This is a genomic window from Nitrospirota bacterium (assembly GCA_016180645.1).
GTDB lineage: Bacteria > JACPQY01 > JACPQY01 > JACPQY01 > JACPQY01 > JACPAV01.
Genome location: JACPAV010000019.1, coordinates 19402 through 34240, shown reverse-complemented (window position 1 = coordinate 34240; position 14839 = coordinate 19402). Strand labels below are relative to the sequence as shown.

Genomic DNA, 14839 nt, shown 5'->3' with positions numbered 1-14839 from the left:
CGTCAGGCCTTCACCGGAGTGCGCTTGCGGTAGATGAGAAATTGCTGGGCGATGCCGAGGACATTGCTGATGAGCCAGTAGATCACGAGTCCGCTGGGGAAATTGATGAACATGAAGGTGAATACGGCGGGCATCAGATACATCATGATCTTCTGCCGGGGGTCGGGGGTCGTGGGCGTCATGAACTGCTGGATGTACATGGTGGCGCCCATGATGATCGGGGTGACGTAGTAGGGGTCTTTCGAGGACAGATCGTGAATCCAGAAGTAGAACGGGGCGTGGCGGAGCTCGATCGCGTTGATCAACACGTTGTACAGGGCGATGAAGATGGGGAACTGGGCCACCATCGGAAGGCAGCCGCTCAGGGGGTTGATCTTGTGCGTCTTGTACAGGGCAAAGAGCGCCTTGTTCATTTCGTCCGGCTTGTCCTTGTACCGTTCCCGGAGTTGGTTCATGAGCGGCTGGACGTCCTGCATCCGCTTCATGGACTTGTAGCTGAGGTGGTTGATGGGAAAGAGGACGAGCCGCATGAGGACGGTGAGGATGATGATGGCCAGGCCCCAGTTGTGTCCGAACTTGTAGAGGTATTTGAGCATCCAGTAGAAGGGCACGGCGAAGACCTGGAACCACCCGAGGTCGATCACTTGCTCCAAATGAATGTCGAAGGATTTGAGAATTTCGCGATCCTTGGGACCGAGGAAGATGGAGACGGCCGCCGGCCCGGTGGGTCCCGGCTGGCTGGAGACGTACACGCTGCCCAGTGCTCCCTCCCGCTTCGCGCCGAAAGGGCCGGGTGCGGATAGCGGCCAGAAAGCTTGGAGGAAATAGAGCTCCTCGAACCCGATCCAGCCGAGATGGTGCTGTGCCTCGTAGGTCAGGGCCTTTTCCAGATCCTTCCACTCGCGCCGGACTTTATCGCCGAGTCGGGCCGCGGGCCGGTGATAGGACGTGCGGGATTTCGACTTGGCCTCGGTGGGGCTGTAGGCGGCGAGAGTCAATCCCGATGGACCGGAACCGGGAGCGAATCCCGCGGCTTCGATGAGGCGGGCCTTGATGGCGTAGCTCTGGGGATCAAATTCGAGGGCGAGTCGCAGGGCCTGCCCCTGGCTGGACTGCCAGCGGTATTCCACGACTTCGGCGCGACCGGGACCGACGCGCACGGGTCGCTCGGGTCCGGTGAAATCCAGCGGCTCCGCGATCGGGGTCCAGAGGAACCGCACGCCGGCGCCGTGGTTAGTCTGCGAAATGATATCCACACCCGCCGATCCGGGATCGAGAGACTCCGGATATTTCTTGAGTTGAAGGCGAGTGATGCGCGGTCCCACGCTTGAGAGGGTGGCCGTGTAGAGTGGCGTATCCACGGTGAGCAGCCTTCCGGTCGGCTCGGCGGGACCGGGAACGGGCGCCGCGAGAGCCGGAGAGGGCACGGCGGGCTGGGTTAAGGCCGCGGGAGCCGATGGGGAGACCGGGGCCGCCGCGGTGGGCCTAGCTGCCGGGGGCGTCTTTGGGGGTGGATAGAAGTAGTGCGTCCATACATAAAGAACCGCGGCGGAGAGGGCCACGGCCAGAACGAGCCGCAGCGTGTCTGTTTTCATGGACGGGGTGCTCCCTGATCGGGGACCGGATCGTAGCCGCCGGGGTGAAAAGGATGGCATCGGAGGACGCGGCGAATGGCGAGGCGGGCACCCTTCCAGGCGCCGAACTCTTGAATGGCCTCGCCCGCGTATTGGGAACAACTGGGGTAGAAGCGGCAGGCGGAGCCCAGAAAAGGCGACAGCGCGGCTCGGTACGCTTCGATGAGCACGAGAAGAATGGTTCTCATGGCACGTTCAGGAGGGGAGCCAGCAGCTTCCCGAAGGCGAGACGGATCCGGCGCGGTGTCTCCAGCACGGAGAGGCCGGGCTTTGGAATGACCACCCAATCCAATGGGTGATCCTTTCCACTGTGCCTGAACCATTCTCGAATTTGCCGTTTCATGCGATTCCTCCGCACGGAATTGCCGAGTCTGCGTCGAACCACGATCCCCAGGCGCCCGTGGTCGAGACCGTTGGGAGAGGCCAGAAACACCGCCCATTCCGAATCGAACCGCCGTCCGTTTCGAAAGACATGGCGAAAATCCCGCTGGAGAGAAAGCCGGTAGCGTTTGGAGAAGGTATGGGGAGAGCTACTTTTGGTAGATTTCAACCGTCAGTCGATGCCGGCCCTTCTGCCGCCGCCGCTTGAGAACCCGACGGCCTCCGGTGGTGCTCATGCGCGTCAAGAATCCGCTCGTGCGTTTGAGCGATTTCTTGTGGGGCTGAAATGTTCTTTTCACAATCGAGCTCTTATACACTCCCTCCGAACGAACTGCAAGACTGGGGAGGCCCTTGCCGTTCGGCTGCCGCCCATCCCATGCTCAGGATGGCATGGGACCATGATAGGAAGCGGTCCAGGACGGACCGCATGTCGCATGGTCCATGGGTCGGATGGTGAGGCGGCAAGGACCGCGCCGTCCCCGGCCGGCTTGACTTGATCGAACGGTCTGGTAACAACGGTTCCGTGAGTCTGGAAATCGTTCAGGACGCGCTCGACGAATTCGTCTCGTCCTTCAAGGACCTCGGCTCCAAAATCGACAAGTTGGAGTCGGAAGTGGTCCGCCTGAAAGCCCAGGAGGAGTCGCTGCCCAAGCCGCAGACGGGGCTGAAATCCATCTTGGGCGGCAAGGAGACCGGCCCGGACCCGGCACGCCAGAAACTCCTCCATGCGCGTGAAGACAAGATCGCGGAAATCGAACGCTACCGGCGCCAGCGGTTCTACCTTAACGGCACCAAGCTGTGGGATGCGTTCAAGGCTTTAACGCGCCAGCGGATCGGCGCGGGCGGTGATTTCGAGGAGGAGGAGAAGCTCCTCATGGATTTCGGCTGGGTTGCCGGCCTCAGTCCGGAGGATGTGGCGGCGGAGCTGAAGTCCGAGTTGAAAGACGGTCCACCGGAGGTATTCCTGGTTCACGACTGGTGTTTGAAGTGGGCGGAATATACCCGCCGGCATCCGGACCGGCCCCGGGACTGGATGGATGGATTCGAGACCCTGCGCGCGGCCGCTCGATCTGCCACGGACGGAATGTTCTTCAGCGCACTCCTGGATGGAAGATGGACCGGGCGACGAAAATCGCTTGATGCGTATCGAGAGCTGATCCAGTTCGATCGGAGATTCAAACAGGCGCCTCTTCCGCTGATGATGGCTCCGTATGATGGAGAGCGCGGCGGCGTACTTTATACGAAGCGAAAAATTGAAGCGCTCGTGCTTCCGATTGTTGGGGCCAAGCCGATTGAGTTTGCGGTGGTGACGGCCATGGCGGCCGTTCGCAAGGAGGAGGAGGTTCGTTCCTTCATCGATCAGGTGGACACTCAGGAACGGGAACGCCGGCGCGAGGAGGGGCGCATGGCGCGGGAAGACCTGGCGGAACTCCGGTCACGGGAGCAGAAGTTCCGGATCGAGATCCAGAGGGATAAGCGGAAGACCCGGCTGAAGGGTCCTCTGGAAACCTTCTACCAGCAGGAGAGTATCTCGTTCGATTCCTTCGAGGAGTTTGCGGAGCGGTTTCTCACGGACTACATCACCTGGATGTCGGGGGTGACGAAGGGAAACAAATCGCTGACGGGCGCGACCTACCGCGTGTTCAAGCAGAATATCGGGCCGCGATGGGATCTGCTTCTGGATGAACCGGCCTATGCGGCCCAGAGGCCGAAGCCGGACCAAGTGGAAGCGCTGACGCAAAAGTACAAAGGCCTCGTGGAGAATTCCACCTCCCCGAGGGCCCTCTACAACCTCGCGTTGCTCCTCGACCTGTACGCCCGGAAGAAGGATTGGACGACGGCGAAGGGGTGGTATGAGAAGGCCGCCGAGGCCGAGCCCAAAAGCCTCTGGAGCCTCTATGCCCAAGACCGCATCAAGGATCACGACGCATAGCCTGGATGAGGATTCCTTCCGTTGTCCTCGCCGCCTTTTGAAGCGGACGACGCGGCGTAGGAACGTTCGCCGCTCTCAGCTCTCAGGCGGCAGTCATTTCGGAGGGGAATCGATTGTGGAAAGTGTTGACGGCCATTGTTTCCCTGTCGAACGAATCGGTGGAAGGAATGCGAGACTTCTGAAGCCCAGGCATCCGATTGGGCTTGATGTCAGCCCTCTTGTAAGGTGCTTCGGTTCCCTCCGGGCGGCCGATCTCCGTCGAATCAATCCGAAAATCCAGTTTGTTCATCGGCGGAGCCTCCACCCCATCGTTCCGGCCAACGGCGCCGGCGCTATTTGTTGAATGCAAGTGCTTCTCCCACCACACGATTTCAGCTTCTTGCGGAGGTCCCCATGGACTCCACTTTGACGGCAGACCTTTTTGTGGACTGAACACCTCACGCAGTTTGTACTTGGCATTTCTTCTCACCGAAATCGATCTCGACCGCAGGAGTGAAACGAGATGCCGGGCTACGTCAATTCGATCTTGGCGCGAGGTGCCTTGCTGCAGACGCTCTATGAGATCGAAATATGTCTCAAGATCTTGGTTCCGATGTGACGAGTTATCCATTTCCCTCACATTCTAGCGCAGGCTGGGCGCGAGATCCAACAATCCTCCTTGAAATGATTTGTGAGGGAAGGAGACCGTCTTTGACGAACAGTTCCCTGTCTTTTGTGACTTTTTCCATGGCTTCCTTTATCCTCAGAAGCGTTCGGCGATCGACGTTTGGATTCTTGATGGCTTTCTTGAGAATAGGCAGCGGATCCAAGATCGAACCAGAGTCGGGCAGTGCGGTCACGATCACACCATGCCATTCTTTTCCGCAAAGGGCGTAGCCCCTTGCCACTTTTCCGGATGTCGTGATTGAAGTGAATCTGCTCTCGCCATCGTTATGGACATGGTCAAGGATCTCCTCCAGTGTGACGTCATCACCGGAGCTTTCCTTCTTGACCGAAACGCCTGGCTGCCCTAGTACATTCATTTGCCAGTAGTGATGACAGCAGTATCGGATGCCCTTGAAGTATGCTCGTCGGCGGGCCAACCTGCCAAAGCTATGTTGAGAGGGGGAAGCCGACACCTAGGATGGGAGAGGATTCCATTTTCCGGACGTCTTTTCGCGGAGGTAGGTCACTGCTCTGGCGACAACCGCAAGAAGGTGGCGCTTCATTTGTCGGGTCGAAATGCCGCCGCCATCCAGCGGCAACGTGGATTTTGCGACCACCTCTCCATCAGCGTCCTTGCGTCCATACGTGCCCGTTACCGCATTGTAATTCTTGTGAAGCAGCCACCTGTACTGTTTCAGAAGGTTTGGATTTCCCCTGTCCTCGTCAGACCTGAGGCGGTCGAGATCCCGGGTGTAGCAATATACGGCGTTGGTTTTCTTGGCGTAGCGTACAAACACTTGGATAACCGCTCCCTTGCCGTCGTCGAATGGGAGCAAGAACTCATCCTTGCCTTTGAAGAAGTTCAATCGAGTTCGGACCAACAGTTCCTCCAACTGCTTGGTCGATCGTACCGGATAGACCCTCACTCTTGCTGAATTGCTCACGGTCACGGCATGGTTCCGCATGTTCGTCTGATTGTCAACCGGGCGAATCGAGGGGAATACGTACCGGCGACATTGCTCCCATCAGGGGATGAGGAAGTCCTTGGGGAAGGTGGCGAAGTTGTCGCAGCCGTCGCGGGTGACGAGGACGGTGTCCTCGATGCGAACGCCACCGATCCTCGGGTAGTAGAGGCCGGGCTCCACGGTGACAACGTGGTTCTCAACCAGTCGCTGACCTATTTTCGCAAGCCTCGGAGGCTCGTGGATGTCGAGGCCCAGACCATGTCCGGTGCCGTGGAAAAATCCCTGCATGCGTCCCTCGATCACGCCCGTCTTGTAACCCCTCGAATTGAAGTAGGCTTGGATGGACTGATGAATTTTCCGCCCCCCGGCTCCGTGACGAACGGCGGCGAGCCCCATTTTCTGTCCTTCAAGTACAGTATCATATAATCGTGTCAAATCTTCAGAGGGACGACCTTTAACAAATGTTCTAGTCATGTCCGAGTAGTACCGGGATCGGATTGAACGGGGAAAAATATCGATGACGAGGGCCTGATGCGGTCGGATCGGCCCCGCGCCCCGGCAGTGCGGATCGCACGCATCGGGCCCTGAAGCTACGATGGTGTGCTGGGCCAGGAAGCCGATTTCGTGGAGGTGAAGGTCCATGATCCGGTTCAGAAGTTCCGACGTGACGACCTCCCCGTCGTGGCGGATTGTATCGCCCTCGATCCGCGCCTCTCGAAGCAGATCCACGGCTTTCTGAACCGCCGATTCCATGGCCTTCTGGGTTTCCCGGATCGCGGCGATTTCATCGGGGCGCTTGACGAGTCGAGTCGGGAAGAATGTTGATGATTCGTCGGGTTTCACATTGAATCCGCGTGAAGCGAGGCGGACGGCATGGAGGTGGGGGAAAGTGTGGGGCACCACGACCTTTCGAATCCGTTCCCTCTTGAGGAACGCGACGAGAGGTTCCAGAAATCCCTTCGCGCCCTTGCGAATCAGCTCGGTGGTGCAGAGCACCTGATCCACCGAGGCTTCCTTCTTTCCCCGATCGACTTCGAGTTCATTCAGGAGAATGGTCTTGCGCCCGTCGATTTCGATGAAGGTGAAGGGGTCGGGGGTGAGGAACCGGGTGGCGTAGTAGAGATCGGAGTCGTGCTCGCCCGCGGCGATGATGACCCGTGCGGCTCGGCGTGACGCCGGCCGTACTTTCGACTTTGTCGGCGGACAGGCCATGGTCTATGCCGCGCCATCCTGGGCGCGGCGACATATCATGGCCCCATGCCATCCTCGGCAAGGGGATGTCCGCGATGATGCGGAAAGTGCGGCTCGGGGCACGAGGGGGTCGCTACCCGGTGATGGCGCCGAGGGAGGCGGAGGAAACGAGCCTGGAATACTTGGCCAGCGCGCCGGAGGCGAACGGAATGGGCCGAGGCTTCCAGGTCTTGAGGCGCTTCTTCAACTGTGCGGCGCTGAGATCGACATCGAGCCGTCGGCGGGGGAGGTCGAGTGTAATTCGATCGCCGTTCTTGACCGCGGCGATGGGTCCGCCCCGAGCGGCCTCGGGGGCCACGTGGCCGATCATCGGGCCATGGGTGGCGCCGGAGAATCGGCCGTCCGTGAGCAGCAGGACCTTGTCGCCGAGGCCCTGACCGACGAGTGCTGCCGTGACCGCGAGCATTTCGCGCATGCCGGGGCCGCCTTTCGGCCCCTCGTACCGAATGACGATCACGTCGCCCGCTTTGATCCGCTGATGCGAGATGGCGTCGAAGGCATCCTCTTCCCGGTCGAAGACTTTCGCCGGACCGGTGATGACGCCGTAGTTCTTGCCGGCGATCTTCATGACGGCCCCTTCGGGCGCCAGGTTCCCCTTGAGAATGACCAGCGTGCCGGCGGGGCTGAATGGGGACGAGGGTGAACGAACAATCGTGCGGTCCGGCCGTGCCTGAACATTCTTGAGATTTTCCGCGACGGTCCTCCCGGTGACCGTCAACACATCGCCGTGCAGCGCACCGGCGTCGAGGAGGAGCTTCATCACGAGAGCAATCCCGCCGACATGGTCGAGTTCCGCCATGACGTAGTGGCCGCCCGGCCGCATGTCCGCGATATGCGGGGTGCGGCGGCTGACCCGATCGAAATCGTCGATGGCGAGTTTGACTCCGGCCTCATGCGCGATGGCGAGAAGGTGCAACACCGCATTGGTCGATCCCCCTATCGCAGACACCACGGCGATCGCGTTCTCGAACGCTTTGCGGGTAAGAATGTCGCGCGGACGGATATTCAGCCTCAGCAGATTTAGGGCGGCCTCTCCGGCCTCGAAGGAAGTTTGATCGCGGCGGGAATCCACGGCGGGAATGGATGCCGTGCCGGGGAGGGCCATGCCCAGCGCCTCCACGGCGGAGGACATCGTGTTGGCGGTGTACATGCCCGCGCAGGAACCGGGACCGGGGCACGAGAGACGCTCGATGGTCTTGAGCGCCTCGGGAGTCATCTGTCCTTTTGAATACGCGCCGACGGCCTCGAAGGCATCCTGGACCGTGACGGCCTTGCCGTTGATCCTTCCCGGCAGAATCGTTCCACCGTAGATGAACACGCCGGGCACGTTGAGGCGCGCCAGCGCCATGACCGAACCGGGCAGGCTTTTGTCGCAGCCGGCAATCGTGACCAGCGCGTCAAACCGTTCGGCCACGGTCATGAGTTCGATGGAATCGGCGATGATTTCGCGGCTGACGAGCGAGGCCTTCATGCCTTCATGGCCCATCGAGATGGCGTCGCTCACCGCGATGGTGGTGAACTCGAAGGGCGTACCGCCGCCCGAAGTGATGCCCTCACGGACTTTGGAGACCAGACGGTTCAAATGGAGATTGCAGGGGGTGACGTCATTCCCGGTGCTGGCCACGGCGACGAACGGTTTGGCAATGTCTTCGTCGGTCAGGCCGACGGCGTGGAGCATCGCGCGATGCGGCGCCCGCTCCGGGCCTTCGCTCACGATCCAGCTCCGGTGTTTGAGTCCGTGCGCGCGTTTCGGTGTTTTCTTTCCCATCGAGAGAAATACTCATACACCTGCGCATCGGGCTTTTCAAATCCCCGGTGGGAGTGAAGTCCCTAGAAAAGCGGCGCAGTAGTGCTAGAATCGCGCGCAGCGATGCAGCGATTTCGACACACCACGGTGCTCTGCGTGCACCGGAACGGACAGGTGGCCATGGCCGCTGATGGACAGGTCACGATGGGCCAGACCGTGATGAAGCACGGCGCGAAGAAGCTTCGACGAGTGTACAACGACCGCGTCCTCGCCGGTTTCGCGGGCACGACGGCCGATGCGTTCACTCTGTTCGAAAAGTTTGAAGCCAAGCTCGAGGAGTACCGAGGCAATCTGACGCGCGCCGCCGTCGAACTCGCAAAAGATTGGCGGACGGACCGGGTGCTTCGGCGTCTGGACGCGCTCCTGAGCGTGGCGGACAAGGAGCGATCGTTTATCATCTCCGGAACGGGCGACGTGATCGAACCGGACGACGGCGTGCTCGCCATCGGATCGGGAGGGCCGTTCGCTCGAGCCGCGGCGCGCGCCCTGTTGGCCCATACCGCTCTCGGGGCGAAGGAGATCGTGGCCGAGTCGATGAAAATTGCCGCCGACATGTGCATCTACACCAACGACCAGGTTCAGATCGAGGTGCTTTGATGTCGGACGTTGTTGTGAAACTGCCGCGAACACCGGGGCGGATGGAGGAGGCTCTCACACCGTCGGAGATCGTGACGGAACTGGACAAATACATCATCGGTCAGAAGGACGCGAAGCGGGCGGTCGCCATCGCGCTCCGGAACCGCTGGCGCCGTCGCCAGTTGCGGGGTCCCCTGCGGGATGAAGTGGCGCCGAAGAACATCCTGATGATCGGACCGACGGGCGTGGGCAAGACGGAAATTGCGCGGCGGCTCGCGAAACTGGCGGACGCGCCCTTCCTCAAGGTGGAGGCGACGAAGTACACCGAGGTCGGCTATGTGGGACGGGACGTGGAATCGATGGTGCGCGATCTGACGGAGATGACCGTGAAAAGTCTCATGGAGCGGGAGATCGCCGCCATGAGGGAAAAGTCCGTGAAGATCGCCGAGGAGCGCGTGCTCGATCTCCTGCTGCCTCCGAAAGCCAAGGCCAAGAAGGACGGTGATCCCGAAGAAACGGCGGAAACCTACGAGGTCAGCCGGGAGAAGATGCGACGTCTGCTCCACGATGGAAAGCTCGACGAGCGGATGGTGGACGTGGAGGCGACGGATCGCGCCCTGCCGATTGTGGAGATGTTCACCCCGGGCGGGATGGAAGAGGTGGATCTCAATCTGAAGGACGTGTTTGGAAACATCCTGACGCGCAAATCGCGGCGCCGGAAAGTGAAAGTGGCCGAAGCGGTGGAGATGTTCCGAACGGAAGAGGCCCAGCGTCTGGTGGATCAGGAGAGGGTGTCGAAGGAGGCTGTGCGTCGCGTGGAGGAGAGTGGGATTTTGTTTGTGGATGAGCTGGACAAGATCGCGGGCCGGGACCAAGGGCACGGGCCGGACGTGTCGAGAGAGGGTGTTCAACGGGATCTTCTTCCCATCGTGGAGGGTTCGACCATATCAACGAAGTACGGGATGGTTCGAACCGACCACATCCTCTTCATCGCGGCCGGCGCCTTCCATTCGACCAAGCCCTCGGACCTCATCCCCGAACTCCAGGGGCGATTCCCGATCCGCGTGGAACTGTCGTCGCTGGGCAAGGAGGATTTCGAGAGGATCCTCGTCGAGCCGGAGAATGCGTTGGTGAAGCAATACGTGGCCCTCATGGAAACGGAAGGCCTGCATCTGAGTTTCCGGGACGACGCCGTTCAACAGATCGCCGCCATCGCGCAGCAGGTGAACGAAGGGACGGAGAATATCGGGGCGCGTCGGCTGCACACGATTCTGGAAAAGGTGCTCGAACAGATCTCCTTCGAGGGGCCGAGCCTGTCCGGAACATCGGTGGAGATCACGGCTGAGTACGTGCTCGATCGCGTCCAGAAAATTCTCAAAGATAAGGATCTTTCGCGATATATTTTGTAGAGTGCGTGGGATGAGCGTGGGTGAAATTCCTGAATCCGTCCGCCACAAAGCGGATGTGCTGGTGGAGGTCCTTCCGTACATCCGCCGATTCTGGGGCAAGACGTTTGTGGTGAAGCTGGGCGGTCGCACGATGGAGGATCCAGCCCTCCAGCAGGATTTTGCGGAGGACATCTCGCTCCTGAAATTTGTGGGGATCAACCCGATCGTCGTTCACGGCGGCGGGCCGCAGATCAGCGATGCGCTGGACAAGATGAAGCTCCAGTATTCGTTTGTAGACGGCATGCGCGTGACGGATGCGGAGGCCATGAGCGTGGTGGAGATGGTCCTGCTGGGGCAGATCAATTCGCGTATTGTGGCGCAGATCAACCTGGCGGGAGCGAAGGCGGTCGGCCTATCGGGGAAGGACGGCAACCTCATCAAGGCCCGAAAGATGACGAAGGAAGTGAACGGAAAGAAAGTGGATCTCGGCCAGGTGGGCGTGGTCGCGGGTGTGAACACGGAGGTGCTCACGGCCCTCCACCGCGACCATTTCATCCCCGTCATTGCTCCCGTGGGCGTGGGGCCGAAGGGGGAAAGCTACAATATCAATGCGGACGTGGTTGCGGGGCGTCTGGCGGAATCGCTTCAGGCCGAGAAGATGATCATGATGACCGACACGCGGGGCATTCTGGGCGAGAACGAAGAACTGATCCCCTCGTTGCGCCGCGGGGAGATCCAGAAGCTGCTCCAGAAGAATGTCATTCGCGACGGTATGATCCCGAAGGTGAACGCCTGCCTGGAGGCCGTGTCGCATGGCGTGAAGAAGGCCCACATCGTGGATGGACGGATCTCCCACGCCGTCCTCTTGGAGATATTCACGAACGAGGGCGTGGGGACGGAGATCCTCTCCAAATGAGTCCTCCAAGCGGATCGACCAAGGAACTGACGCGGGCCGACATCATCCAGAAGGCCGATGCCTTCCTGATGCCGAACTATGCCAGGTTTCCCATCGCTCTTGTGCGGGGCGAGGGAAGCTGGGTGTGGGATGCGGATGGGAAGAAGTACCTCGATTTTGTCGGCGGAATTGCCGTGATGTCGCTGGGGCACGCGCCGGAGGGATTTGCCGACGTGGTCAAGCAGCAGGCCGCCACGCTTGCCCATGTGTCGAATCTCTACTACACGGCGCCGCAGGCGGAACTGGCGGAGGAGTTGGTCAAGGCCTCTTTCCCATCGAAAGTGTTTTTCTGCAACAGCGGCACGGAGGCCAACGAGGCGGCGATCAAGCTGGCCCGCAAGTACGGGAAAGAGACCCACGGCGACGAGAAATATGAAATCGTAGCGTTGTTCAACTCCTTCCACGGGAGGACCTTCGGGTCGCTCTCGGCCACAGGCCAGGTGAAGTATCACAAAGGATTCGAGCCGCTTGTGCCCGGGTTTTTCCACGTACCCTTCAATGACCTTGTGGCGCTTGAGGCCATTCTCGGGATGCGAACGGCGGCCGTGATGATGGAACCGGTTCAGGCCGAGGGCGGCGTTGTGATGCCGTCGGAAGACTATCTACGGAAAGTGCGGGAGATGTGCACCAAGAAAAAGACGCTCCTGATCTTCGATGAAGTACAGGTGGGGCTGGGGCGGACGGGAAAACTGTTTGCGTACCAGCAATTCGGGGTGGAGCCGGACATTCTGACCCTGGGGAAATCCCTGGGGGGGGGGCTCCCCATGGCGGCCATGCTCGCGAAGACCGAACTGGCCTCCGCTCTGGGGCCGGGGTCCCACGCGGTGACGATGGGCGGCAGCCCGCTCGTGGCGCAGGCGGGGCTTTGGGCGTTCCGGAAGCTGATGGAGAACGGATTTCTCGAGAAGAGCCGGCAGATGGGCGCGTACCTCCGGGAGAAACTCGAGGGCTTGCGCGCGATTCCGCCGGTGCAGGACGTCCGGGGCATCGGAATGATCCAGGCGGTGGAGTTGAACGTTCCCGCTCGCCCCGTGGCGGCGATGTGCCTGGAGGAAGGACTTTTGGTGACGGTGGTTCAGGACCGGGTCGTCCGTCTGGTGCCGCCGCTCAACGTGAAGCGGGCCGAGGTCGATCGCGCGATCAAGATTTTGGAAGAGGCCATCCGGCAGGCGGAGAAAGAACGTGGCTCGGCACCTGCTTAGTCTGGACGATCTGCCGGCGGCGGATCTCGATCACCTTTTCGCCCGGGCGACTCATTTCAAGAAGAATCGCCGGAAGCATGAACGCCCCCTGGAAGGGAAGAGCGTGGCGCTCATCTTCCAGAAGGCTTCCACGCGCACGCGGGTCTCTTTTGAAGTGGGCATCCACGAGCTGGGTGGAACGCCGATCTTCCTGAGCGGGCAGGACACGCACCTGGTCCGGGGCGAAGAACCGCGGGATGTCGGCCGTATCATGAGTCGATATGTGGACGGGATCGTTTTGCGTACCTTCGCGCAGTCAACTCTGGAAGAAATTGCCCGGAACGCCTCGGTTCCGGTGGTGAACGCGCTCACGGACGCGCTCCACCCGTGCCAAATCCTGGCGGATCTGTTCACGCTGGTCGAGCGCGGGCGGATAATCGCGGAGACGAAACTGGTGTACATCGGGGATGGGAACAACATCGCGAACACCCTGGCGCAGGCCGCGGCGCTCTACGGAATGAAGTTGACCGTGGCGTGCCCCAAAGGTTTCGAGCCGGACAAGGCCGTCCTTCAATGCGCGAAACAGAATGGCCGGGCGGTACGGATTGAGCGGGACCCCGTCCGCGCGGCGGAGGGGGCCGACGTTCTGTATACCGACGTGTGGGTGAGCATGGGGCAGGAAAAAGACCGGGGAAAGAAGTTGAAGGCCTTTCGGAAATACCAGATCAATGAGAAGATTGTGCGTGCCGCCGGTCCAAACGCGCTCGTCATGCACTGTCTCCCCGCGCATCGCGGGGAGGAAATCACGGAGGAGGTGATCGAAAGCGACCGATCGATCGTTTTCGACCAAGCCGAAAACCGGCTGCACGTGCAAAAGGCGATCCTGGAACGACTTTTTGGAGGCTTACGTTGATGGAAAAAGTGCGCAAGGTGGTGCTGGCGTATTCGGGAGGATTGGACACCTCCGTCATCCTCCGGTGGCTCATCGATACGTACGGGTGCGACGTGGTGTGCTTTGTGGCGGACATCGGCCAGAAGGAGGATCTGGCCCTCGCCGTAAGGCGGGCAAAAGCGGTGGGCGCCTCCAAGGTGATGGTGAAGGATCTTCGCCGTGAGTTCGTGAGGGATTTCGTGTTTCCGATGTTCCGGGCCGGGGCCATCTATGAAGGCTCGTATCTCATGGGGACTTCGATAGCGAGACCGATCATCGCGAGGCACCAGGTGCTCGCTGCGCGGGCCGAACGCGCGGACGCCGTCTCGCACGGCTCGACGGGAAAGGGGAACGACCAGGCGCGGTTCGAATTGACCTACTACGCGATGGATCCCGCGATCAAGGTCATTGCGCCGTGGAGAGAGTGGTCGTTCACGTCGCGGACGGACCTGATCCGATACGCGGCGGAGAAAAAGATTCCGGTGCCCGTGACCGCGTCGAAGCCGTACAGCGTGGATCGCAACATGCTCCACATCAGCTACGAGGGGGGAATTCTCGAGGACCCGTGGAACGAGCCGTCGGAGAGCATGTTCGAATGGACGACATCGCCTTGGAAGGCGCCGTCCAGACCCGAAAACATCACCATCGATTTCCGACGTGGAGATCCCGTGGCGGTGAACGGCCGCCCGCTTTCGCCCGAGGGGGTGCTGGGACGCCTGAACGACCTGGGCGCGAAACATGGAATCGGGCGATCGGACGTTGTCGAGAACCGGTTCATCGGAATCAAGTCGCACGGCGTGTATGAGACACCGGGGGGAACGATTCTCTTCGCGGCCCACCGCGCGCTGGAGCACATCACCATGGATCGTGAGGTCATGCGACTGAGGGATTCATTGATCCCGAAATACGCGGAGTGCGTGTACTATGGTTTTTGGTTTGCGCCCGAAAGGGAGCTCCTGCAGAAGACGGTGGACGAAACGCAAGTCAATGTGACCGGCACGGTGAGACTTCAACTTTATCGAGGCGGGGTGCGGGTGACGGGCCGCAAATCGGCTCGAAGCCTTTACAATCCGAAATGGTCTTCGTTTGAGACCGCCTTCGAGCTCCAGCACAAGGACGCCACCGGCTTCATCAAGCTCCAGTCCATGCGCCTCCGCTCCCTCGCCCGCCTTCGGCGCTGACAGCCTGGCCG

General features: G+C 60.6%; 16 protein-coding genes. 7 read left to right on the top strand and 9 right to left on the bottom strand.

The window, feature by feature from the left end:
• Positions 1-2 precede the first annotated feature (2 nt).
• The 4 genes from yidC to rpmH are packed head-to-tail and all read right to left on the bottom strand — an operon-like array spanning position 3 to position 2314.
• Entirely contained in the window at positions 3-1595 is a 1593-nt protein-coding gene (gene yidC / locus HYT87_11990) for a membrane protein insertase YidC (protein MBI2060482.1), read from the bottom strand.
• On the bottom strand, positions 1592-1822 hold the full coding sequence (yidD, locus tag HYT87_11985) for a membrane protein insertion efficiency factor YidD (GenBank protein ID MBI2060481.1): 231 nt from the start codon (positions 1820-1822) through the stop codon (positions 1592-1594). The genes yidC and yidD overlap by 4 nt, the downstream gene beginning before the upstream one ends.
• Positions 1819-2184, bottom strand: coding sequence for a ribonuclease P protein component (gene rnpA, locus HYT87_11980; GenBank protein MBI2060480.1), 366 nt, complete (start codon positions 2182-2184; stop codon positions 1819-1821). The genes yidD and rnpA overlap by 4 nt, the downstream gene beginning before the upstream one ends.
• Positions 2165-2314, bottom strand: a complete 150-nt coding sequence (gene rpmH / locus HYT87_11975) for a 50S ribosomal protein L34 (GenBank protein MBI2060479.1) — start codon at positions 2312-2314, stop codon at positions 2165-2167. The genes rnpA and rpmH overlap by 20 nt, the downstream gene beginning before the upstream one ends.
• Positions 2315-2538: 224 nt before the next feature.
• Here rpmH and HYT87_11970 point away from each other — a divergent pair, with 224 nt between their 5' ends.
• Positions 2539-3948: a hypothetical protein gene (locus HYT87_11970; protein MBI2060478.1), complete on the top strand. Its 1410-nt coding sequence runs from the start codon at positions 2539-2541 to the stop codon at positions 3946-3948.
• An 82-nt stretch (positions 3949-4030) separates the two neighbouring features.
• On the opposite strand, the gene HYT87_11965 is transcribed toward HYT87_11970, so the two are convergent.
• From HYT87_11965 to ilvD, 5 genes are all read right to left on the bottom strand, one after another.
• Positions 4031-4237 carry a hypothetical protein gene (locus HYT87_11965; protein ID MBI2060477.1) on the bottom strand — a complete coding sequence of 69 codons (207 nt, stop codon included), beginning with the start codon at positions 4235-4237 and terminating at the stop codon, positions 4031-4033.
• A 313-nt stretch (positions 4238-4550) separates the two neighbouring features.
• On the bottom strand, positions 4551-4970 hold the full coding sequence (locus HYT87_11960) for a hypothetical protein (GenBank protein MBI2060476.1): 420 nt from the start codon (positions 4968-4970) through the stop codon (positions 4551-4553).
• Between the two features lie 96 nt (positions 4971-5066).
• A complete protein-coding gene (locus HYT87_11955; protein MBI2060475.1) occupies positions 5067-5558 on the bottom strand; it encodes a hypothetical protein in 492 nt (163 codons plus the stop codon).
• A 60-nt stretch (positions 5559-5618) separates the two neighbouring features.
• Positions 5619-6770, bottom strand: coding sequence for an aminopeptidase P family protein (locus tag HYT87_11950; protein MBI2060474.1), 1152 nt, complete (start codon positions 6768-6770; stop codon positions 5619-5621).
• 112 nt (positions 6771-6882) lie between these two features.
• The gene (gene ilvD, locus HYT87_11945) at positions 6883-8577 is read right to left on the bottom strand and encodes a dihydroxy-acid dehydratase (GenBank protein MBI2060473.1); all 1695 of its coding nucleotides are present in this window, start codon (positions 8575-8577) and stop codon (positions 6883-6885) included.
• A 102-nt stretch (positions 8578-8679) separates the two neighbouring features.
• Here ilvD and hslV point away from each other — a divergent pair, with 102 nt between their 5' ends.
• From hslV to HYT87_11915, 6 genes are read left to right on the top strand one after another with little or no spacing between them, the layout of a single operon-like run.
• Positions 8680-9213, top strand: coding sequence for an ATP-dependent protease subunit HslV (gene hslV, locus HYT87_11940; protein MBI2060472.1), 534 nt, complete (start codon positions 8680-8682; stop codon positions 9211-9213).
• A 41-nt stretch (positions 9214-9254) separates the two neighbouring features.
• Positions 9255-10601 carry an ATP-dependent protease ATPase subunit HslU gene (hslU, locus tag HYT87_11935; protein MBI2060471.1) on the top strand — a complete coding sequence of 449 codons (1347 nt, stop codon included), beginning with the start codon at positions 9255-9257 and terminating at the stop codon, positions 10599-10601.
• A gap of 10 nt (positions 10602-10611) precedes the next feature.
• Positions 10612-11496 carry an acetylglutamate kinase gene (gene argB, locus HYT87_11930; GenBank protein ID MBI2060470.1) on the top strand — a complete coding sequence of 295 codons (885 nt, stop codon included), beginning with the start codon at positions 10612-10614 and terminating at the stop codon, positions 11494-11496.
• On the top strand, positions 11493-12737 hold the full coding sequence (locus tag HYT87_11925; GenBank protein ID MBI2060469.1) for an aspartate aminotransferase family protein: 1245 nt from the start codon (positions 11493-11495) through the stop codon (positions 12735-12737). Before argB ends, HYT87_11925 begins: the two co-directional genes overlap by 4 nt.
• Positions 12718-13629, top strand: coding sequence for an ornithine carbamoyltransferase (gene argF, locus HYT87_11920; GenBank protein MBI2060468.1), 912 nt, complete (start codon positions 12718-12720; stop codon positions 13627-13629). The genes HYT87_11925 and argF overlap by 20 nt, the downstream gene beginning before the upstream one ends.
• Positions 13629-14828 (top strand): argininosuccinate synthase, encoded by a 1200-nt coding sequence (locus HYT87_11915; protein MBI2060467.1) that lies wholly within the window; start codon positions 13629-13631, stop codon positions 14826-14828. Before argF ends, HYT87_11915 begins: the two co-directional genes overlap by 1 nt.
• The last annotated feature ends 11 nt before the right edge of the window (positions 14829-14839 follow it).

Excerpts from the sequence above, each read along its gene's own strand:
- yidC (MBI2060482.1), bottom strand. The coding sequence starts at position 1,595 with ATGAAAACAGACACGCTGCGGCTCGTTCTGGCCGTGGCCCTCTCCGCC.
- yidD (MBI2060481.1), bottom strand. The coding sequence starts at position 1,822 with ATGAGAACCATTCTTCTCGTGCTCATCGAAGCGTACCGAGCCGCGCTG.
- HYT87_11965 (MBI2060477.1), bottom strand. The coding sequence starts at position 4,237 with ATGAACAAACTGGATTTTCGGATTGATTCGACGGAGATCGGCCGCCCG.
- HYT87_11960 (MBI2060476.1), bottom strand. The coding sequence starts at position 4,970 with ATGAATGTACTAGGGCAGCCAGGCGTTTCGGTCAAGAAGGAAAGCTCC.
- HYT87_11955 (MBI2060475.1), bottom strand. The coding sequence starts at position 5,558 with ATGCGGAACCATGCCGTGACCGTGAGCAATTCAGCAAGAGTGAGGGTC.
- HYT87_11950 (MBI2060474.1), bottom strand. The coding sequence starts at position 6,770 with ATGGCCTGTCCGCCGACAAAGTCGAAAGTACGGCCGGCGTCACGCCGA.
- ilvD (MBI2060473.1), bottom strand. The coding sequence starts at position 8,577 with ATGGGAAAGAAAACACCGAAACGCGCGCACGGACTCAAACACCGGAGC.
- hslV (MBI2060472.1), top strand. The coding sequence starts at position 8,680 with ATGCAGCGATTTCGACACACCACGGTGCTCTGCGTGCACCGGAACGGA.
- hslU (MBI2060471.1), top strand. The coding sequence starts at position 9,255 with ATGGAGGAGGCTCTCACACCGTCGGAGATCGTGACGGAACTGGACAAA.
- argB (MBI2060470.1), top strand. The coding sequence starts at position 10,612 with ATGAGCGTGGGTGAAATTCCTGAATCCGTCCGCCACAAAGCGGATGTG.
- HYT87_11925 (MBI2060469.1), top strand. The coding sequence starts at position 11,493 with ATGAGTCCTCCAAGCGGATCGACCAAGGAACTGACGCGGGCCGACATC.
- HYT87_11915 (MBI2060467.1), top strand. The coding sequence starts at position 13,629 with ATGGAAAAAGTGCGCAAGGTGGTGCTGGCGTATTCGGGAGGATTGGAC.